General features: G+C 42.5%; 16 protein-coding genes and 1 tRNA gene. 7 read left to right on the forward strand and 10 right to left on the reverse strand.

Translation table 11 applies throughout. From position 1 onward, the window contains the following. Positions 1 to 194 precede the first annotated feature (194 nt). Complete coding sequence (der, locus tag ACX6CI_RS06055) at positions 195 to 1,544, forward strand: ribosome biogenesis GTPase Der (protein ID WP_458777265.1); 1,350 nt, start codon at positions 195 to 197, stop codon at positions 1,542 to 1,544. A 65-nt stretch (positions 1,545 to 1,609) separates the two neighbouring features. On the opposite strand, the gene ACX6CI_RS06060 is transcribed toward der, so the two are convergent. The 3 genes from ACX6CI_RS06060 to ftsY form a co-directional block, all read right to left on the reverse strand. Further along, a complete protein-coding gene (locus ACX6CI_RS06060) occupies positions 1,610 to 2,797 on the reverse strand; it encodes a pyridoxal phosphate-dependent aminotransferase (RefSeq protein WP_458777266.1) in 1,188 nt (395 codons plus the stop codon). 189 nt (positions 2,798 to 2,986) lie between these two features. Further along, the gene (locus tag ACX6CI_RS06065) at positions 2,987 to 3,817 is read right to left on the reverse strand and encodes a DnaJ domain-containing protein (protein WP_458777267.1); all 831 of its coding nucleotides are present in this window, start codon (positions 3,815 to 3,817) and stop codon (positions 2,987 to 2,989) included. Positions 3,818 to 3,858: 41 nt separating this feature from the next. Further along, complete coding sequence (ftsY, locus tag ACX6CI_RS06070) at positions 3,859 to 5,214, reverse strand: signal recognition particle-docking protein FtsY (RefSeq protein WP_458777268.1); 1,356 nt, start codon at positions 5,212 to 5,214, stop codon at positions 3,859 to 3,861. A 293-nt stretch (positions 5,215 to 5,507) separates the two neighbouring features. On the opposite strand from ftsY, the gene ACX6CI_RS06075 reads away from it, so the two are divergent. The 3 genes from ACX6CI_RS06075 to selB all read left to right on the forward strand — a co-directional run bounded on the left by ACX6CI_RS06075 (position 5,508) and on the right by selB (position 9,406). Then, positions 5,508 to 6,437, forward strand: a complete 930-nt coding sequence (locus tag ACX6CI_RS06075) for a P-loop NTPase (RefSeq protein WP_458777269.1) — start codon at positions 5,508 to 5,510, stop codon at positions 6,435 to 6,437. A 189-nt stretch (positions 6,438 to 6,626) separates the two neighbouring features. After that, positions 6,627 to 7,253, forward strand: coding sequence for an MBL fold metallo-hydrolase (locus ACX6CI_RS06080; RefSeq protein ID WP_458777270.1), 627 nt, complete (start codon positions 6,627 to 6,629; stop codon positions 7,251 to 7,253). A 218-nt stretch (positions 7,254 to 7,471) separates the two neighbouring features. After that, complete coding sequence (gene selB, locus ACX6CI_RS06085; RefSeq protein ID WP_458777271.1) at positions 7,472 to 9,406, forward strand: selenocysteine-specific translation elongation factor; 1,935 nt, start codon at positions 7,472 to 7,474, stop codon at positions 9,404 to 9,406. Positions 9,407 to 9,427: 21 nt separating this feature from the next. On the opposite strand, the gene tilS is transcribed toward selB, so the two are convergent. Then, entirely contained in the window at positions 9,428 to 10,858 is a 1,431-nt protein-coding gene (gene tilS, locus ACX6CI_RS06090; RefSeq protein ID WP_458777272.1) for a tRNA lysidine(34) synthetase TilS, read from the reverse strand. A gap of 108 nt (positions 10,859 to 10,966) precedes the next feature. On the opposite strand from tilS, the gene ACX6CI_RS06095 reads away from it, so the two are divergent. Beyond that, positions 10,967 to 11,308: an Hpt domain-containing protein gene (locus ACX6CI_RS06095; RefSeq protein WP_458777273.1), complete on the forward strand. Its 342-nt coding sequence runs from the start codon at positions 10,967 to 10,969 to the stop codon at positions 11,306 to 11,308. A 10-nt stretch (positions 11,309 to 11,318) separates the two neighbouring features. Here ACX6CI_RS06095 and mpl read toward each other — a convergent pair whose 3' ends face one another. The 3 genes from mpl to hrpB form a co-directional block, all read right to left on the reverse strand. Continuing rightward, positions 11,319 to 12,758: a UDP-N-acetylmuramate:L-alanyl-gamma-D-glutamyl-meso-diaminopimelate ligase gene (mpl, locus tag ACX6CI_RS06100; protein ID WP_458777274.1), complete on the reverse strand. Its 1,440-nt coding sequence runs from the start codon at positions 12,756 to 12,758 to the stop codon at positions 11,319 to 11,321. Positions 12,759 to 13,271: 513 nt separating this feature from the next. After that, positions 13,272 to 14,177 (reverse strand): radical SAM protein, encoded by a 906-nt coding sequence (locus tag ACX6CI_RS06105; protein WP_458777275.1) that lies wholly within the window; start codon positions 14,175 to 14,177, stop codon positions 13,272 to 13,274. Continuing rightward, positions 14,174 to 16,699 (reverse strand): ATP-dependent helicase HrpB, encoded by a 2,526-nt coding sequence (hrpB, locus tag ACX6CI_RS06110; protein ID WP_458777276.1) that lies wholly within the window; start codon positions 16,697 to 16,699, stop codon positions 14,174 to 14,176. Before hrpB ends, ACX6CI_RS06105 begins: the two co-directional genes overlap by 4 nt. Before the next feature lie 320 nt (positions 16,700 to 17,019). On the opposite strand from hrpB, the gene ACX6CI_RS06115 reads away from it, so the two are divergent. Then, on the forward strand, positions 17,020 to 17,187 hold the full coding sequence (locus ACX6CI_RS06115; RefSeq protein WP_458777277.1) for a hypothetical protein: 168 nt from the start codon (positions 17,020 to 17,022) through the stop codon (positions 17,185 to 17,187). 168 nt (positions 17,188 to 17,355) lie between these two features. On the opposite strand, the gene ACX6CI_RS06120 is transcribed toward ACX6CI_RS06115, so the two are convergent. The 3 genes from ACX6CI_RS06120 to cysS form a co-directional block, all read right to left on the reverse strand. Continuing rightward, positions 17,356 to 17,429 (reverse strand) — tRNA-Gln (locus ACX6CI_RS06120). A gap of 52 nt (positions 17,430 to 17,481) precedes the next feature. Further along, a complete protein-coding gene (gene amrB / locus ACX6CI_RS06125; protein WP_458777278.1) occupies positions 17,482 to 18,294 on the reverse strand; it encodes an AmmeMemoRadiSam system protein B in 813 nt (270 codons plus the stop codon). Between the two features lie 42 nt (positions 18,295 to 18,336). Next, a complete protein-coding gene (cysS, locus tag ACX6CI_RS06130) occupies positions 18,337 to 19,809 on the reverse strand; it encodes a cysteine--tRNA ligase (RefSeq protein ID WP_458777279.1) in 1,473 nt (490 codons plus the stop codon). A 127-nt stretch (positions 19,810 to 19,936) separates the two neighbouring features. Here cysS and ACX6CI_RS06135 point away from each other — a divergent pair, with 127 nt between their 5' ends. Next, a complete protein-coding gene (locus ACX6CI_RS06135) occupies positions 19,937 to 21,487 on the forward strand; it encodes an AmpG family muropeptide MFS transporter (protein ID WP_458777280.1) in 1,551 nt (516 codons plus the stop codon). Positions 21,488 to 21,543: the final 56 nt, after the last annotated feature.

Genomic DNA, 21,543 nt, shown 5'->3' on the forward strand with positions numbered 1-21,543 from the left:
ATTGAGTTGTCTAACCCCGATGAACGGGATAAGTGCCTCGAAGGTCTCACTACGCTCACTCTCTGGTGGTAAGACTAAACGTACGATTTCAAATTCAATTCCTGAGTTGCTTTTTTTTATGACAGGCTTTCAGGAGTTAGGCACTAAAAATTATCATGACCATACTGGTCTTTCTTATTCCAGGAACATAAAAAATGTCTGAAAATGAAAATCTACCGATAGTGGCCCTCGTAGGAAGGCCAAATGTTGGTAAATCAACACTGTTTAACAGGATAACCAAATCGAGAAAAGCATTGGTGGATCCTACGCCTGGTGTGACAAGGGATCGGCACTATGATCGTGTTGTATGGGAAGATAAGGGCTTTATTCTCGTTGATACAGGCGGGATAGATGACAACCCTGAAGATGCTCTTGTTCACCATATTCGGGAACAGGCATTTCTTGCCATTGAAGAGGCGGATGTCGTTCTATTTCTCATGGATGGTAAGGAGGGGGTTACCCCTGCGGATTGGGAGGTTGTTGAAATTCTCAGGCGCACCAAAAAACCGGTTTTTCATATAGTTAATAAGGTTGATAGTCCGGAAAGAGAAATTGAGCTTGTATCTCAATTCTATGAACTGGGCGTTGAGGCTCTTTGGCCGTTATCTGCTGAACATAGTTACGGTTTTCGGACTCTTATGGATGATCTGACTGCTATCATTGATAACAGCGATGCCTCCCTCGATCTTCCTGAAGACACTGTCAAAGTCGCTTTTTTTGGACGGCCAAATGTCGGCAAGTCATCAATCATTAATATGATTCTTGGCGAAGATCGAATGGTGGTTTCTGATATTTCCGGTACAACCAGAGACAGTGTCGATACCCTTGTGACCAAGGGGAAATACAGCTACCTTTTCATCGATACAGCAGGAATTCGAAGAAAGGGTAAGACCAAAGAAAAACTTGAAAAATTCAGTATTCTTAAATCCCTTGCTGCTATGGGCAGGTGTGATGTTGCAGTCGTTCTTATTGATGCAGAGGAAGGAATTACTGAACAGGACACTAAGGTTATCGGCTACGTACTGGATCAGGGACGTGGACTTATCGTTCTGATTAACAAGTGGGATCTTTTAGAGGGTGATAAAAAGAGACAGAATGAAGTAGTTGCCGATGTTGCCAGGTTACTACCGTTTGTCGGCTTTGCCCCTCTGCTCAATGTTTCCGCATTAACTGGCTACGGAATAAAGAGACTGTTCCCGACAATTGGATCCGTTTACAGGCAGTATAGTGCAACTTTCCCGACCTCTGCTCTTAATAGATTACTCGCAGACGCCGTCGATCAGCATTCGCCACCAATCTATAAGAATAAGAGACTGAAATTTTACTACACGTCACAGATTGGGACCTGTCCGCCTAAGTTTGTTATTATGACAAACTCGTATAAGGGGGTTCATTTTTCCTATGAGAGATATTTGATAAACAGGTTCAGAGAGGGATTAGGACTTGATAAGGTGCCGATCCAGATAATTTTTAAGGATAAAAGCGGCCAGCGAAAAGATGGATGAAAAAAAGGGGATGAGCGTATATGCTCATCCCCTTTTTTTGTTTAACAAAAGTTAAAAGCAGGTTTCTACAGAGTAGCAACCTTTGCCATAACCCGCTTAAAGCTCTCAGCTGAAGCTGCAATAATTTCATCTGGAACGCAGAAGGCAATTCGTATAAACCCTGGTGCTCCAAAACCTACTCCGGGGACCGCAAGAATTTTTTCTTCCTGAAGCATCGCCACAAACTTAACGTCATCAGCTATTGGAGATTTTGGAAAGACGTAAAAAGCGCCTTTGGGTTCCGTGAACTCAATCCCCGCATCTTTTAAAACCTTACACATTATCTCTTTTCGACGCGCATATAGACTAATATCTACACTTTCATCCTGGAGTTCAGCTACAACTCGCTGCATCAGTGCAGGTGCATTAACAAAGCCGAGAATACGATTAGCAAGAGTCAGTGCATCAAGAAGTTGTGACTTGTCTTTTATCTCAGGATGAACTGCTAGATAGCCAATACGCTCTCCCGGGAGCGACAGGTCCTTTGAGTAGGATGAGACGACGATACTGTTACAGTACGCCTTGAAAATTGAAGGGACCTCATGGTTGTCAAAGGTGATTTTTCGATACGGTTCATCAGAAAGCATAAAGATAACATTACCATATTTACTCTCGGAATCTTTAAGTAGCTCGCCTAGGTGACTGAGAGCATCTTCAGAGTAAATCTGACCGCAGGGGTTGTTGGGGCTGTTGATGATAATGGCCCTGGTCTTTTCAGAAATTGCATCCTGAATGGCAGTAAAATCAAGGTTAAACTCATCATCTGTTTGCACAACCCTAGCTACACCACCATGGTTATCAATGTAAAAGCCATATTCTACAAAATAGGGGGCGAGGATGATAACCTCATCCCCAGGATTGAGAATTGATTTCATCACAATATTAAGGCCACCGGCAGCACCGCAGGTCATGAGCATATCACCTTGATTCACAACCATACCCTGTTCTGATGACATTCTGCGGGCGATAGCTTCACGGACCCAGGGGTAACCTCCATTTGGCATATAGGAGTGGACGCCAGGGCTGTTATCTTCAACAATTTCTTTTATTACAGCCTCATATGCCTTTGGTGGTGGGGCATCAGGATTGCCAAGGCTAAAATCATAGACATTCTCAGGGCCAAATTCAGCCTTCATCTTCGCACCTTCTTCAAACATCTGGCGAATCCAGGAAGATTTTTCGGCATACATTCTCATTTTATCTGAAACGGGCATATATTTCCTCTTGAGTCTATAATAGTTGTGAAAAGGTAATGTATAGTTCTAACCCCGACAAACGGGATGAGTACCTTGTGGTAATTTAACGTTCGCAATGTTAAAAGGTTCTCCAGCTTTCTCGGCGTCTACGCTACCTGTTTTTTATGACAGCTTTTCTGGAGTAATGTACTAATTATATACGACAACTTACAACTTCTTCAAATAATCATTGGCAGCATTTATTTCTTTCATCTTCTCTTCGGCAATTGCTCTAAACTCATCGCCGAGATGCCTCACCTTATCAGGGTGATATTGCATACTTAGTTTTCTATACGCTTTTTTGATATCATCAGCTGATGCACCTTTTTCCAGTCCAAGGGTGGCATAGTGCTTAGCTGACTGGTCATATCCTGGACTTGAGCTTGAGTATTGTTGTCCGTATCTGTACTTAGCCTCTACGGTTCTCTGATCATATTCAGGTATGTCGAGATATCTTGCAATATAGCGGGCTATTTCCAGCTCATCTTCTGGCACATCGGTTTTGGTGTAGAGTACCTGGTAGACGAGCTCTAAAAGAATAAGCCGAGGTTCGTAGGCAAATGTAGATTTGAATTCTGCAAGCAGGGTGTCAAGGGATTGTGTGGAATTGGCGGCCTCCTTGACAAGTTCTTTGACCCAGTGCATCTGGGTTTGACTGTATCTCAGATTATTTTGAAAGAATCTGTGGATTGTCTGAACTTCATCCTTGGTAATCTGACCATCAATTTTTGCAGTATGGATAAGGATGTTGACCAGAAGCCAGACAAACCTGTTGTGACTTTCAGTCTGGGACTGTTCGTAATCAACGACTTTTTTCTTAATCCAGTACGAGAACCCCCAGAACATAGCCATGAGGACCAAAATACCAATAATACCTGTATAAATAAGGGATCCTACAAAAGAAATGAGACCAGAACCGCCTCCTGTCAGGAATACAAAGAGCAGGACAATAAGCAGACATCCGCCGCAGCCCGGTTGTTGCTGTCGTTGGTATTGCATGGGAAATATTTTTTATAATTATTTAAGGTTAAAAGAAATTACTATTCACTTTGAAAAAGAGCATCAACAAATTCAGAGGCATCAAAATCGCGAAGATCGTCCATTTGTTCACCAATACCAATAAAACGGATTGGGATCTTCATATCATGGCAGATATTTACAACAATACCACCCTTGGATGTGCCATCTAATTTAGTTAGAGCAAGGCCCGTAACATCTACAGCAGCATCAAAGAGGCGTGCCTGGGATATTCCATTTTGCCCTGTGGTAGCATCAATGACAAGCATAACTTCATGGGGAGCGCCTTTCAATTTCTTGGCCATAACACGCTTGATTTTTTTGAGCTCTTCCATAAGGTTATCTTTGGTGTGCATTCTACCAGCTGTATCCACAAGGACAACATCGACATCACTTGCAAGTGCTGCTGTAAGACCGTCAAAAACAACAGATGATGGATCTGCCCCTTCATGTTGAGAGATAACTGGTACATCGTTTCTTTCACCCCAAATTTTCAACTGTGATACGGCGGCAGCACGGAAGGTGTCTGCTGCTATTAACATGACTGAGTTGCCTGATTGTTTAAATTTATTGGCAACCTTGCCTATGGTTGTGGTTTTCCCAACTCCGTTTACCCCAATTACCATAATGACAAATGGGCCAGAGTCAGGCATAACGAGAGTCGCATCTGTTTCACTTGCGACGATGTACTTTCTTATCTGCTCTTTAATAATATCTTTTAGAGCGTTTGGATCGGAAAGTTCTTTTCGTTTAACCTTTTTTCTTGCATAACTCACAAGTTCCTCGGCAGTTTCAACCCCAAGATCTGCTGTGATGAGTATCTCTTCAAGGGAGTCCAGAAGATCGGTGTCAATTTCTTTTTTCCCAAGAAAAAGAGCGTCCAGCTGATAGGTGAAAGACTCTTTAGTCTTACCTAGACGGTTTGAAAGCCTGGAAAATAGGGAGTCCTTTTTGGTCTCTATTTTTGAGGTGGAGGTGTTGTCGGAACTGATTTCTGCCACCGGCTTTTTGGGCGACTTGGTTGGGGTCGCTCCAGCGACAATTTCAGGTTTCTGGATAGGGGTAGGTTCAGTAATTGGTTCAGCAATTGATTCTTTAGTATTAACTTCAGGTGGTTTTTGCTGGTTGTCTTTTTCTGCTATCGTTTCTGGTTTAGTAGGGATTTCTTCTGAAGTGGGGCTGGTTGGCTCTACTGCTGCCTCTGTGGCTGGTGTTTCAGGAGCTGGTGCCGGTGTGGGAACAGCTTGGGCAGGTATTGGTGGCTCTGCTGTAGCCTCGTCATGGACTTGTAGCTCCTCTTCCTGACTGTTTTCTACGACCACTTCAGGTGTGGGGGCTTCTTCTTTTTTACCGAATTTTTTCTTAAACCAACCTAGCATTTTATGTCCATGGTGAAATTTACTATAATTTAACAGGATGAGCGTGGGATTTGTATATGTATTATATCTGTTTTAATAAACCTTATAACAGTAAGTCCAATACTTTGATTTTCAATAATTTGCATTAAATTATTTTGGTTGTACTCTGCTTTTTAGCGCGCTATTAATGTGTTTGCTTTTCAACTTAACAGCATTACTGTAGAGATTGTTAAAAATTGGATGCATTTTCAGAGGTGTCCTCTGGGGCTTTCAATATAAATAGAGCGTATTTTTAAATTTTGGAGGATTTGAACATGAGTGGATCATCTTGTGGAGGATCCTGTGGTACACCAGAGTCACAACAGGCGGCTGCTGCACAACAGGAACTTGCAATTAATACATCACTGGGCAAAATTAAAAACAAAATCCTGGTTATGAGTGGAAAGGGTGGGGTAGGTAAATCCACTGTTTCTGTTAACCTTGCTTTAGGTCTTGCCAATGCAGGTTTTCAGGTTGGGTTAATGGACGTTGATATCCATGGGCCCGATGTAGTGCGTATGTTAGATCTTAAGGGTACCATTGAGCCTCCTTCCACTCCGGATGGTCTTGTGCCACCGCTAAAATATAATGATAACCTGAAAGTTGTTTCTCTTGAATACATGATGAGGGACCGTGATGAAGCCATTATCTGGCGTGGACCTCTTAAAATTCAAGCAATTAGACAATTTGTTTCCGATATGGATTGGGGTGAGCTTGATTATCTCATTATTGATGCTCCTCCAGGTACAGGTGATGAACCTCTATCTGTAGCCCAGACAATCCCTAATGTAAAAGCTGTTGTGGTCACAACTCCTCAAAAGGTTGCCCTTGCTGACGTTAGAAAATCCATTAACTTCTGTAAAACTGTTAAAGTTGAGATTGCAGGAGTTGTGGAAAATATGTCAGGTTTTGTTTGTCCTAGTTGCAACACTACTGTAGATATCTTCAAATCTGGTGGTGGGGAAGAGCTCTCCCGTGAACTTGATCTTCCATTTCTTGGTAAAATACCAATGGATCCAAAAGTGGTTATGGCAGGTGATGATGGGAAACCATATTTATCCTCTGATGCAGACAGCCCGGCAGTAGCAGCTTTTAGTGAAGTTGTGAAAGCCATTGAAACAAGACTGCCTCCTGTTGCTGCGCCGGTAAGCCTTAATATGGCGCCTAAAGAAACCAGCTGTGGTTGTGGCGGTTCTTGCGGTTAATTGCTGAGTAGGCGAATATGCATTTGTATCTTGGTCCATTGTTCTTTAAAAGGATTATCGTTTTAAATGACTTGAGGGTCTCGATACATGTTTCGGGCAGATTATTTTTTAACGAAAATAATGTTAAAGGCACTAAGGGGGATTCTACTCTTTAGTGCCTTTAAGATATAATTAATAGAGCGTGCAGGTATGATATTAGATCAATTTGTCGTTGGATCAATGGCGGTTTGTAGTTATATCATTGGTTGTGAAGAGACTAAAAAGGCTGCTATCGTTGACCCCGGAGGAGATGAAGAACTCCTTTTAGGTGAGATTGATAAACAAGGTCTTACCGTAGAATATATTATTGCAACCCATGGTCACCCCGATCACGTTTGTGGAAACAGGAAGCTGCAAGAGGCAACAGGTGCAAAAATTATTATGCATACTGCCGATGTAGATTTCTTCGAAAAGGATGAGGTCAAGCAATACTTTTCAATGCTTGGTCTGGAACCGTCACCTCCTGTAGATACAATCGTCAGTGGCGGTGATGATATTAAGATTGGTAATCTTTCATTTAAGGTTATTCATACTCCAGGGCATACCCCGGGTGGAATATGTCTCTACTCTGCCCCCCATCTTATAACAGGGGATACTCTCTTTGTCGGTGGTTTAGGGCGCACAGATTTCCCAGGTGGTTCACATCAGGAACTGCTCGAATCTATTCGGACCGAACTGTTGACTCTTCCTCCTGAAACAGTGGTTTGGCCCGGTCACGGCTATGGTGGCAGTAAGTCTACCATCGGTAATGAGGCCGCATCAAATCCGTTTTTATAATTTTTTTTAAACTAGAATTGATCAAGGTCGTACGATAAAACTGTCGAACGATCTTAGTGTCTACTCCAGAAAAACTGTCAGAAGAACAGGTAGCGTAGACTCCCAGAAAACTGGAGAACCATTTAATATTACGAACTTAAAATTACTTCCAGGGTACTTATCCCGTTTATCGGGCTCAGGTTCTTTTTCCAGTCAATCCACAACCATTTATTAAACCTATGCGTGAGATAGTTTTAGGTACAGCCGGACATGTAGATCATGGTAAAACAAGTTTCATCCGTGCGCTAACCGGATTTGAAACAGATCGGTTAAAAGAAGAGCAGAAAAGAGGGATTACCATTGAACTCGGTTTTGCCTATCTTGATCTTGCCTGTGGTCACAGGATTGGAATTGTAGACGTTCCTGGACATGAGAAGTTTGTTAAAACCATGGTATCCGGTGTCTCAGGTATTGATATTCTGGCCTTCATTGTTGCAGCCGATGAAGGAATAATGCCACAAACCATAGAGCATTTCGAGATATGCCGACTCATGGGAGTGGAACAGGGAATTATTGTAGTCACCAAAAAGGACCTCGTTGATCCTGAGTGGCTTGAGATGGTAAATGAAGAAATCCGTGAGTTTTGCGAAGGATCTTTTCTTGAGGATGCACCACTCATCAACGTTTCCTCCACTACAGGGGAAGGGGTTGAAGAGGTACGAGCTGAGATAGATAATATTGTCCGCAAGCATAATTTTCATGAGGTGTTTGGTCCTTTTCGTCTTGCTGTGGATCGTATTTTTGCAATCAAGGGTTTTGGTGCAGTGGTGACTGGGACTTCTATTTCGGGACGTACCTCTGTTGGTGATGAATTACAGATTTACCCCACAGATAGAGTCGCAAAGATTAGAGGCATTCAAGTACATTCTTCAGCGGTAGATGAAGTAGAGGCGGGTCATAGAACTGCGATTAACCTGCAAGGTGTGTCTAAGAGTGAAATTAACAGAGGTATGGTACTGGCACCGGTTAATACCTTACAGGAAAACTTCATGCTTGATTGCCAGTTCTTCTATCTTGGCTTAAATGCAAAACCTCTAAAGCATAGAGCGCGCGTACGAGTGCATCTTGGAACGGCTGAGATCATAGGTAGAATATCTCTTCTGGACCGAGACGAATTACAACCGGGTGATGAGGCTGCTGTTCAGGTTTTACTTGAAGAGAAGGCTGTGGTATGGCCTGGGGATAGATATGTGATACGAAGTTATTCCCCCGTTGCAACAATAGGTGGTGGAGCCGTGCTTGGAAATGTATCACCTCGAAAGAGAAAACGGCTACTGGATGCAGATCGCGACTATAACAGGGAAATGTATTCAATATTACGTGATGGTACTGTTGAAGACAAAATCCTGTTTTTCCTTAAAGAAAGTCGTGAACTGGGTCTTACGGCAGATGAGCTTGGAATCCGTCTTGGGCTTTTTGGAAAGCACCTTAAGAAAGCATTGCAGGATCCTATTTCTGCTAAGAAAATGGTAGTTGTTGACTCGGCAAGTCAACGATATGTGGTCGTTGAAATAGCCGAAAATATCAAAAGCCTGTTTGTTGATTACCTCACTCAATATCATAGGAATAATCCATTACTTCCAGGGCTTGCAAAGGAAGAACTTCGTACGAGCTTAGGTCGGGAAATTGACCAGAAAGTTTATAATTACTGCATGGCGGATCTCATTCGTAAAGGGATAATTGTTCAGGAAGAGTCTGTGGTGCGGATGGCTGACCATGAAGTTGCCTTAAAAGCTGATGAAGAACAGCTGAGAAAAGATCTAGATGCATGGTTTAGTACAAAAGGGCTGTCTACTCCAACTCTAAAAGAGACAATGGAGCAGTTTGTAGACTATCCTGCAAAGCTCGTTAAAGAGGTCATTAACCTTGATATCAGAGATGGTAAAATACTGAAAGTCAGCGAAACCCTCTACTATTCAAAAGAGATATTAGAGCCGCTCATTGAGTCGGTGAAAAAACATATCGAAACCAATGGCGAAATTGACGCACCCGGTTTTAAGGAGTTGACCGGTCTTACCAGGAAATTTTCAATTCCGATTCTAGAATATTTGGATCGGGAAAAAATCACCATGCGCATTGGCGATAAGAGAATATTACGGAAAAAAACTGCCTGAGAATGATGTAATCGCGGAGAATTACATTGATATATTCAGTACACGCTTGGTTTCAGCACTTACTCTATATCGATGATCTATGATTTTTCCTATGATTGCGACAACTGAATGTTGACAAACGAGTATAGGCCAGGAGGAACGCCTACGTTTGTCGAGTTGTATTTCGTTGTAATACCTTGATATTTTTTTACTCATTCCACTACTTGGTGCAAATCGCTCGCCTGGCCTGACTCCTCGGATGACCATTGGAAAACTAACTGTATCCATGTCCACTTGAAGCGTTGAGTCATTAATCGCCCTCTGCTCAGTAAGCTCCTCACGGCTTAGGGTAATGCAATATTTTGTGCCAGGGATCTTATATAAACCTGGTTGAGTAACAGTTATTGTAAAGGGTTCAGGTGCCTTTCCACTCCCCCTGTTGTCAACGGGAAGAAGGGGACGGATGAACAGCAGGACTGAGCCAGTTTTAATAACCCTGAGACCATTTGTCAGGTGAAGCTCCTTGCTGTTCTCAGTTGCTTTTGCAAGGGACTGGATATCACTATGTGTGGTGTAGGACGGGCGTGATTGCATTTTCCAGCAGATCTTATCAACGATCCTTCGTTGAATAGCCAGGTGGTTGGCTAAGAATTGCTGAATATGCAAGGATATGCTAGCAGTTGTCTCATCGAGGTCGTTTTGTTGTTCTTCCAAAACACATGAGTCGTACTTTTCTTCACTGATCTCCTGTATAAGGTTATCTTCCTCCTGTAGTATGTCCATAGTATGTAACACAGCTCTACGAAGGTTCGGATTATAACTTTTTTCTAATTCAGGAAGGAGGTCAAGTCGGACACGATTGCGGAGAAAGTGATTGCTTAAATTAGAGGAATCTGTTGACCATTCGACTCCACGTTCTATGAGATACTGTTCGATATTTTCTTTTGATTCAAAGAGAAGCGGGCGAATGATATTCTTATAGCGGGGACGCATGCCGGAAAGACCTGTAGCCCCAGTTCCTCTTAGGAGGCGTATAAAAAACTCCTCAACCTGATCATCTCCATGGTGGCCAACCGCAATTTTCGAATACTTCTTTTGAGATCTGATTTCTTCAAGAGCCTGATAGCGTAATAACCTCGCTGCATCTTCTGTTGAACGACCCTCTTTTGTTGCAAGTGATGAAACATCAACAGCTTTTGTAATACATTCTATTTCAAGGATCTTGCAGAGGGCTGTGACTTTTTTGATTTCTTCAGGGCTCTCTTTTGGGCGAAGACCATGGTCGATATAGACAGCTGTAAGTTGTAGATCCAAAGAAAGCGAAGATAAAATCAAGAGCAGGGCGGTTGAATCAGCACCTCCTGAAACACCCACAATAACACCATCACCTTTATGTAAGAGTTGGTGTCTTTTGATTGATGCCTGGATATTCTTTTGAAAAGAATAGGATTTTTTGCTTAAGGGAGGTATCATAATTTGAATTGACTCACAGTTTCTTAGGCGATATCATTTCGGGTTATAGGTACGATGAGATATAGTGTGAAACGTGGTTAATGGCTAAGAAGCACATATGAATAAAACATGATACATAGAGATACGATGCTGGGTGCAGAAGACATTAAAAAACACTTGTTACAGCAATTTAATCTGCCCGTTGAGCAGATTGAATCTATGATGCCGAGTTTTCTCTCAACCCTTAGCTCCCATATGGACACCCTTGAGGAGGCCTATGTTGGAGATGATCTCATGCAACTTGGTAAGGCCGGCCATACGATTAAGGGTGCCTTTCTTAACCTGGGGCTGGCAGACTGTGCTCAAATAGCCCACGATATAGAACTATCAGGAAAAGCCGGCGATAATACGCTGGACTATAGAGCAAAGATAGATTCACTTCATAAGCATCTCGAATATGTGTTGAAATAGGCTTCTGCTTCTACAATTCCTCGAGTTGATTGAGGAGCCGGTCGTGGATGTTATCAAAACCACCGTTTGAGAGTATTGCTACAACATCCCCCGACTTAAGAACAGCATTGAGTTCTTTTAAAATGTCATCGGTATTTTCAAATGCTGACGCATCTATATGAAATTGATTATGAATGTCTGATGCGAGTTGATTTGAGCTGAACAGATCGTATTCACAGTCTTTGATGGGGATTGGTTCACGAATAAGGGCAAGGTCTGCCGATTCAAACGCCTTTATGTAATCTTTTTGAAAGATTGTTCGCCTCGAAGAGTTGGTCCGCGGCTCAAAAACAGCTACCAGCCTTCTGCCCGGATAACCCATTTTTAGGGCGGCAAGAGTCTCTTTTACAGCGGTCGGGTGGTGAGCAAAGTCGTCAATAACAGTAATGCCTTTACAGGTTCCTCTCACTTCCTGTCGCCGTTTGACTCCTTGAAATTTCGTAAGACCAATATTGATTTGCTCCCTTACGCATCCAACCGTATCCATTACTGCAGTTACAGCTAGGGTGTTGAGGCAATTGTGTACTCCTGTCATGGCAACTGTGATGGAACCCCAGGGAGCACCGTCTTTAAAAATTTCGATATCAGTTTTGCCATCGACAGTCTTCATTGTTCCAAGAGCCCAGTTATATTCTTTTTTATGTCCGTAGCTCAGGACAGTGCACCTGGCATCTTTAATTATTTCGACGACATTTGGATCGTCAAAATTTGCAATGAGATAGCCGTCTTCAGGAATCAGGGCAACAAATTTTAAAAATGCTCGTTTGATGGCATCAAGATCGGCAAAAATATCAGCATGATCAAATTCAATGGATGTGATGACCGCAATTTGTGGACGATAGTGGAGGAACTTGGACTCCTTATCGAAAAAAGCGGTGTCGTACTCATCACCTTCTGCGACAAAAAAATTCCCCTTACCAAGGCGAAAGTTGGTCCCAAACTCCTTGACTATGCCACCAATCATAAACGTTGGGTCAAGTTTGGCATGAAAGAGTGAGGATGCAAGGAGAGAACAGGTTGTTGTCTTCCCATGGGTACCGGCAATAACCAGTGACGATCTGGTCTCAATAAAGAAGTGTGACAATGCCTGGGGAAATGACAGATAGGGGATATCGAGTCCTGATAAGGCGATAGCCTCGGGGTTTTTCCTGGTAATTACATTACCTACGATAACCAAGTCCGGGGCAGGTGTGAGGTTTTCTGCACCATAGCCGTTATTTACAGGAATTTGGAGTTTATCAAGAAAATGTGACATGGGAGGGTATACCTGACTGTCACTGCCTGTGATTGTGTAGCCGGAATCCTTTAACATGCCCGCAAGAGCGGCCATCCCAGTCCCGCAAATTCCCATGATATGAATATGTTCTGTTTTTTCTGGCGCGTAATTTAAATGCGGGGCGAGATTCATCATTGTTTATTTATTTCGTACAGTTTTTTCTATCGTTGAGTAAATGTTTTGAAAGTTGAGTTCAAATCCAGCGGGCGTAATTTTGCCCATTTCAATAAATTTAACAACTATTTCTTTACTGATTTTCAAAATAGCTTCATCAGTGACGGCTTGTGTCCTGCCATGTTGTGTTAATGACTTGTGAGAAGTGTTCATTGCATGCCTGTACGTTGATGTTGAGTTCACCCCCGTTGCTTGAAGAAGGCCAATTCGTCGTTGTTGCAACGGAGGTGATGGGACGAAGAATAACCTATTAAGCCATCCTTGCAGCCTACTAGTTTACTCTCTATGCGTTGTAATATAAAACAATAAATCCCCAGTTTGTTTTTATATCAAGAAGTTAAGACAAGTGCCAAGATATTGTATGTCTATTTCTCTTAGAACACCTTATGTAGGATGTGCTACGCTAAAAGTAATAATATTTCCATACTCATGTCATGGTAACGCTCTAATATATAGAACTAGAGAAGGGGTGAGTTACCGATGATATTGACATAGATTATGTATATTTTTTTGAAGAGTCATATAATTTTCTTCTGAGTTGAATAGTTTTTCGCATAACTCACATTTTCTGTAACCAACAATTTCCTTTGAGAGCATTCCTGAGTACGATGCAATAGTGGAAAGGCCAATGTTTTTTATGCATTGATACAGCGGGTTTTGATCATATTTTTCAAAGAGAGATTCAGCAGAACTGTGTCGTAAATTTCCTAAGTAAAAGGCATTAGTATTGGTGAATTGACTGCCGGCGTCGCAGCAAGCATACATGTTGAAATCAGGGGCGAGGTAACAGTTCATACCACATCTGTTATCATGGTAATCTGTTGAGATAGGATCTTTTAGATATCTTTTGGCTCGGCCCGAGTAAATTAAAGGTTCCGGAAAGTATTTGAGGCTATTGGCCTTGAGGTATTCTTCGTACGCTTCGTCTTGACTTGAAAAATCTGTGACAAATGAAATGAAGTAATCAATGCCGCAAGTTACGCAGGCAAGAACTGCATTGATGATATTTCGCTTCGGTATATGTGCCTGGTGCCAACGGCTGTAACTCAAACGCATTTGCCTAAGACCTGATTTTTTAAGAATAGACACCTTGTTGAGTGCTGTTTCATAATCTTTAGCCCAAAGAGAGTTGGTGACAACGCGGCTGTATATGTTGTTTGACCTGCAAAGCTCTAGGAGTTCATTGAGATCTGGAAAATAAATAGTAGGTTCTCCAGCTGTAAAGCTTATACCGGTGACATTTGCCCTTGCAAGCTTGTTTATTACATCTTTTGCCTGGTCTAGATCCATTTTTGTGGAGGATGGTGACTCTCCTGCGGCAACACAGTGGTCACACTGTATGTTACATCGTGTTGAGTAGCCAAAAGCGATATTTCTCATTTGATTTTCTTCGTTCTTTTCTTTGTATATTTGGTAGCATCCGCAGCCGCGGGATCATCTGGCCAAAAATGTTTTGGATACCTGCCCTTAAGATCTTTTTTTACATCATGGTAACTATTTTCCCAAAAACCTTTAAGGTCGTTGGTTATCTGAATTGGTCGCTGGGCAGGGGAGAGCAGGTGCAGAAGAAGTGGGACCATGCCACCACATATTGAAGGCGTCTCTACAAGACCAAACAGTTCCTGAATTTTTACAGCTAAAACAGGTGAATCATCATTGTTATATTGAATACGTATTTTTGAACCAGTGGGGACTGTATAAAATAAAGGGGCATTTATATCTAATTGTTGTTGACTGTTATAGTCAAGGCGCGCCAGGAGTATTTCATAAAAATTTAGTTTTTGTAGCTGGTTAATGTGCGTGATTCCGGTCAAGTAAGGTTCCAGCCAATCAAGGTTATTTTCTAAGGATGTGATGCTGAAATCAGGAAGCGTAATTTGAGGCTGAAAATTTTGTAAGAATGTAATCCTGGACAGCAATTGCAGAACTTTGGGAGAGGATAGCAGTGAGTTGATTCCTCTCATCTGTATGCCCTTTTTTACAGCCCTTAAAATGTCGTCCTGGTCAACATCCTGTAACATAGATTCTTTTAATGGTATACATCCTACATTAAGTGTTTTAGAAGCTATTACTTTTCCTTTTCCATCGTTCCAGTATACACGCTCATGTACTGTAATGAGGTTTTGGTGATCTTCGACAATAGTTGAGAGTTCAATAGGCTCAGCAAGAAAAATACGCCCCTCTTTCTCTCCTCCGTCAATGCTTGCGATCACAATAAACTCACTGTGGGTTAAGGGATCACCAGGGGGGAGGTGCGCAACTCTTCCGCTAACAAGTTTAAATCGGGTAAACTGTTCCGGTATGCGTTGAGCGAGTCTATCGGGATAGGCAAAGAGGAGCAGGGAGGCGACAGACAGTTGATTACTCAGCACACTGGTCGTTTTTTTAATTTTTAAAAATGATTTCGAGGTTTGGTCTACACGTCTGCAAAGATCAATCTTGCAGGATTGTTGTAGTCTTTGTTTTGATTGCTTTGAATTTTGTGCTCGAAATATTTTCAATAAATCAAGTCGTAAAGAAAGCTCAGCCGTAGTTTTAGTTCGATAATCAATTATATCTTTTTCTGAAAGTAGGGCGCAAATATCGGCACCTAAGTTGGTTTGGTTGTTCGCGGAAGCCCTTTCCATAAGGCGGCCAAGTCTTGGGTGCATTGGGTAGCCCACCATCGCTCGACCTGTTTTTGTCAATCCTCTGTTCCCGTTCACTGCATCAAGGCTTTGTAGCAATGAAAGAGCTTTTTGGTAATTGGATTCACGGGGAGGATCAAGCCATACAAGTTCATCAGGGCTCGTTGCCCCCCAAAGCAAAATCTCAAGAACAAGATTTGACAAGTCGGATTGTAGTATCTCAGGAGGGTGGTACGCTGGTAAACTATGGTGTGTTGTCTTATCCCAAAGGCGTAGGCAGTAACCAGGGCCAAGCCTGCCGGCACGACCGGATCTCTGGTCTGCGCTTGCTTTAGAAACTCTGGTGGTTGTTAAGGTAGTGAGCCCATTTGCTGGATTATATTGTGGTCGCTTGGTCCAGCCACTATCAATTACATTGACTATACCTTCAATGGTAAGGCTCGTTTCTGCGATAGCTGTTGCAAGGACAATCCGGCGTGTATCAAAGTTTTCAGGGTATAGGATGATATCCTGTTGGCGCTGGGAGAGATTTCCATAAAGTGATTGTATCTTTAGATTGGCGCACTCAGGGATTCCGTTAAGGTATTTTTCAGTTGCGACTATATCTCCTACGCCTGGCAAAAATACGAGGATATCTCCAGTTTTCTCGATTATAACCTTGAGTACACCAGCGGCTGCGGTTGCAGCAACGGACCTGCTAGGAGAATTTTCGAGATAATCAACTTGAACATCATAGCATTTTCCTGTCCCCTCTATGATCGGCACTTGCCCGAGGAGTGACGCGATAGGGGCAACGTCAAGTGTCGCCGACATTATAAGAAGCCGGATCTGATCGTTGATCTGACAGAGATCGAGGCATAGTGCAAGCGCCAGATCAGCATGGATTGATCTTTCATGGAATTCATCGAAAATGATAAGGCCGACATCTGAGAGATCAGGGTCGTTTTGTATTCGTCTTGTAAGGATGCCTTCGGTTACTACCTCAATCCTTGTATGTTTAGAGCAGACTCTATCATGACGAATATGATACCCAACTGTGGCGCCAGCTTTTTCGCCAAGTAAGCCTGCCATTCGAAAGCACGCTGCCCGTGCTGCTATTCGTCTTGGTTGCAGGATTATAATTTTTTTTCCCCTAAGCCATGGTTCATCAAGTAGTGCAAGAGGAACAATAGTTGTTTTTCCAGATCCTGGTGGTGCACTGAGAACTGTAGCTCCTGATGAAAGCGCACTCTTAAGTTGTTTAATGGTGCTTGTGATTGGAAGTGAAGGGAGCATTGTTTCCTGGGGCTTTGATATTGAATTTTGAAAGAATATTGTAAATCAGAGCATATACAACGAACAGGATACGGTTGGTACAGTTTTTATAGCCTGCAAATTTGTAAGGTTTTCAGGAAAGTTGTGTAATAGAGTATTCAATAATGTAATTTCGTTAAGTATAAATATTACTGATAAGAGCTAAGTTCCTGAAATTGATGTCTTGCTTATATTGGTTCATATTTTGCAGTTGTCTTTGTGTAATAAGATGGTGTACTACAGCGTATCAATGATTACCCCTCTATAACAAGAGGTCTTAAACACGAAGCGAAGAGAAGGATATGGATACAGATACAATTATATTAATGGTACTCACATTAACAGCATTTTTTTGGTGGTTTGGATTAAGAGTACAGGAAGATAGGCGTTACGCTAGAGAACTAGTTGAGCTGGAAAAAGACAAGGCTGATAGAGCTGAAAGAGTAAAGATACTCACTAATCGTCGTTAGCTTGAGTGTATATTGCTCCCATCGGAATAACTGTCGCAAGCGTTTAATAATTTAAGAAGTACTGGTTTGTTAGTGTTTCTCTTCTCAAAGGTTCTGAGCAGAGTGACTGGTTTACCGGGGAAGATAGTAAGGCTAAGGCACTATAATCAATTGTGCAGTAAAGGTTGGTGGCTGGGAGACAAGGATTCGAACCTTGATAAGCGGAGTCAGAGTCCGCTGTCTTGCCATTAGACCATCTCCCAGCATCTGACGAGCCACTTTATAATGAAAAACTAGAGACGTGTCAAGAATATTTTATTCTATGATAACACCTGCATATCCAACGACTTGTTTTAGATCACCCGAAACAGCCCCTGAGTCCATATAGCCTGCCATGCGAACGCTGTCAGCGCCCAGTTTTTGACTGACGAGAAGTGTGATGACGACAGGAATAACACCACACATGGAAATGTTGTTCGTCTGGACAGTGGTGTAGAGTTGTAATGGATCTAATTCCTTTATCGCAGCAAGTGCCATTGCGTCTTTTACTTCTGATTTCGCGCGTGGTTCGTAGTGGCTCATGTCAGTTGAGGCAACGATGAGAACTGGTTCACAATACTCTTTGATGCCTTGAAAAAGAGATTTTGCAAGTCCCTCGCACTGTTCATAGGACATGCTCTTAAGAGTGAGTGGTGTAATGGAGAGTTGTGGCTGCAGATATTGTAGAAATGGTAGCTGTACTTCCAGGCTATGTTCAGACATGTGGGCATTGTCGTCCACGATGACCGATGTACTGTTTGATAGTATGTGATCAGTAAGTTTTTGATTACTTTTCACATGGCCAAAAGGAGTACTCCAGTCCCGCGCGGAAAGGGAGGCTTGAGCCCCTTGTCCTGTATGGTTAGGACCAATAAGCAACACAGTTTTTGGAATGACAACGGAATGTAGTGTTTTAGCAGCGAGTTGACCCGAATACACATATCCTGCGTGGGGCGCAATGACGGCGATAGCTTTAAGAGGAGGTTGGGGGACAACCTCCTCCATATAGCGTTCTACGGTGGTAAGTAATTCTCTTTTATCTGCAGGATAGAACCTGCCCGCAACAACTGGCTCTCGCGTAGGTCTCAATGTTTGATTTCCTCCGACTCGTTTCCCTGTTTATTACCTGGGTCAGCTGGATTTGACAACCCATGTCGTTCCTTCAGGACCATCTTTTAGCTCAATATTCTTTGCCAATAGCTCATCTCTGATCTCATCACTGCGAGACCAGTTTTTATCAACTCGACACTGCTTACGCTCGACAATCAAGGCCTCTATTGTTGAGCTATCTATATCACAACCTGAAAGCATTTCCTGCTTTTTGTCGTTGAGATAGGTAGATGCATCTTCTTTTAAAAGCCCCATGATCGCCGCAAGTTTTTTGAGCGCGGCGGTGGCTGTTTTGAGGGTGTTCACATCACTATCTAGGGGACTATTTGAAAGTTTGGCCCTCACCTTATTAATAGTTTTAATCGTATCAAAAAAGACTCCCTGAGCCTGGGCTGTATTGAAGTCGTTATCCATCGCCTGCTGGAATCTATCTTCAAGGGAATTGAGTTTTGAGAGATCGTCCTGAGAAAATTCTGATGCTCCATCAGTCACAGTTGATACCAGGGTGAGTGCGTCCACAGCTGCGACACATTCATAGAGTCTCGCAAGTCCAGTAGTGGCATCTTGCATGGCGGCTTCTGAAAAATCAAGAGGGTTACGATAATGTGTGGAAAATATGAAGAATCGTAGTACCTCTGGATGATAGTTGTCTAGAATATCGCGGATAGTGAGGAAATTACCCAAGGACTTAGACATCTTTTCATCCCGGATAGTTACAAAGCCATGGTGTATCCAACTCTTTGCAAATGGTTTGCAATTTACTCCCTCACTCTGGGCAATTTCATTTTCATGGTGGGGAAAAATCAGATCCTGACCACCTCCATGAATATCAAAAGTTTCACCAAGATACTTCTTGCTCATTGCAGAACATTCAATGTGCCAACCAGGGCGACCGTCTCCCCAGGGACTCTTCCATTTGGGTTCACCTGGTTTGGAAGCCTTCCAGAGTACAAAATCCATTGGATGCTTTTTCTGCTCATTAACAGAAATTCGTGCGCCAGCCTTCATGTCATCAATGTTACGTTTAGAAAGTTTTCCGTACTCAGGAAAACTATCAACTATATAATAGACATCCCCACCAGATTCATATGCCTTCCCTTGTGAAATAAGTTGATCAATCATCTCAACCATCTCGGTAATATGTTCGGTGGCCTTGGGCTCTATATCAGGTCGATCTATACCAAGCTTATCCATGTCTGTGTAAAATTCTTGGATAAACCGGTTGGCTAATTCTTCTGAACTGGTGTTTTGCTCCTGTGCTCGTGCTATGATTTTATCATCAATATCAGTAAAATTACGTACAAATGTGACTTTGTAATCGCGATATTTCAAATATTTAACGATCATATCAAAGGCAAGAGATGATCTTGCGTGGCCAATGTGGCAGTAATCGTAAGAAGTGATACCACAAACATAGAGTTTGACGTGGCCAGGTTCAATTGTTTTTAGTTCTTCTTTTTTGCCTGTAAGGGTGTTATGGGTGCGTATAGTCATGTGATTAGAACTGTTTATGGACAGTTCGAAGTTCTTGTATTAATTACATCGCTGCGACTAGCGCAAACGAGTGAGTTGAGTAAGCTATGCTCATTTACCATAATCTTATTGTAAGGAAAAGACAACAATGAGCCATGATAAGAAAGAGGTTGGGAGTTGGCAACAAACCGTGAAGGCATGGTTGCACCCAAAGGCTATTGCCATGCTTTTTCTCGGTTTTTCGGCAGGACTTCCGATTTTACTCATATTTTCTTCACTATCAGTCTGGCTAAGAGAAGCAGGGGTCGATAGATCTGCTGTTACTTATTTTAGTTGGGCGGCTCTTGGTTATTCTTTTAAATTTCTTTGGGCACCACTTATTGACCTGTTGCCAGTCCCTGTCCTGAGTCGTTTACTTGGAAGGCGCAGGGCTTGGATGCTGGTCGCCCAGTTTGGGGTTATCGGGGCAATATGTTCCATGGCGCTTGTGGATCCAATAGAGCAGACAGCCCTTACGATTATAGCACTTTCTGCGGTTTGCCTCGGTTTCTCTTCTGCTACTCAAGATATAGTTATTGATGCCTATAGAATAGAATGTGCAGATACCTCTTTGCAGGCAATGCTTGCCGCCATGTATATTTCAGGGTATCGGATTGGTATGGTCGTGGCAGGCGCCGGGTCGCTATTTTTGGCTACATTTTTTGGCAGTACTAAAGAAGTGTATCTCTATAGTGCGTGGCAGTCCACATATCTGACTATGGCGTGCGTAATGCTGCTTGGAGTTATTACAACTCTTATTATAGATGAGCCAACGGTGCCAAAAGAGAGAGCTTATAAAGATTATGCTGCCAGTGATTACGGGCGGATTATACTGATGTTTTTTATCTCTCTTTCGTGCTTCATCGTAACATTTGTTGTTTTAGGGAGTCAGTTAGTTCGACTGCAACAATATGGTGATGATATTTTTCTCTTAAGTGGCCCGACGGGTGAGTTTTTACTGGGGCTCCTACGTTTCATGTTTTCGCTTATCATAGCTTTCATCAGTGGATATGTTTTGGTTAAAATTGGGCTTGTTAATAGGCAAATGGCCTACAATTCATATGTTGCACCTGTTGTGGATTTCTTTGAGAGATATGGTGGCAGGACCGCGATCTTGTTCTTGGTCTTGATTGGTTGTTATAGGTTTTCTGATATTGTTTTAGGGGTTGTTTCCAACGTGTTCTATGTGGATTTAGGTTTTTCAAAAAATGTCATTGGTGGCATTACAAAGACGTTCGGCGTGGGAATGACTCTTGTCGGTGGTTTTGTGGGGGGCTTATTGACAATGCGCTATAATGTACAGTTTGTGTTGTTTTTAGGTGGAGTCCTCGCTGCCGGGACAAATCTTCTTTTTATGTTGCTTGCTAAAACGGGTGCTGATGTCACTATGCTAACAGCTGTTATTGCAGCGGATAACCTGTCCGCAGGAATTGCAACTACGGCCTTTATTGCATTTCTTTCGAGCCTGACCCATATTTCATTTACCGCAATGCAGTATGCTATATTTAGTTCCTTGATGACTCTTTTTCCTAAACTCATTGGCGGATATTCAGGGTCGATGGTGACAAGTATAGGATATGAAAATTTTTTTCTTGCAACAGCTGTTATGGGTGTGCCTTCACTTGTCCTCATCTGGCTTGTGCGCAAAGAGATTACATAAAGAAGATGAGTTGTTGTTTGATAAGGTAAGGTACTGCAAAGGAGGAGTGCTGCGGG

It is taken from the genome of Desulforhopalus glucosivorans (assembly GCF_054397165.1).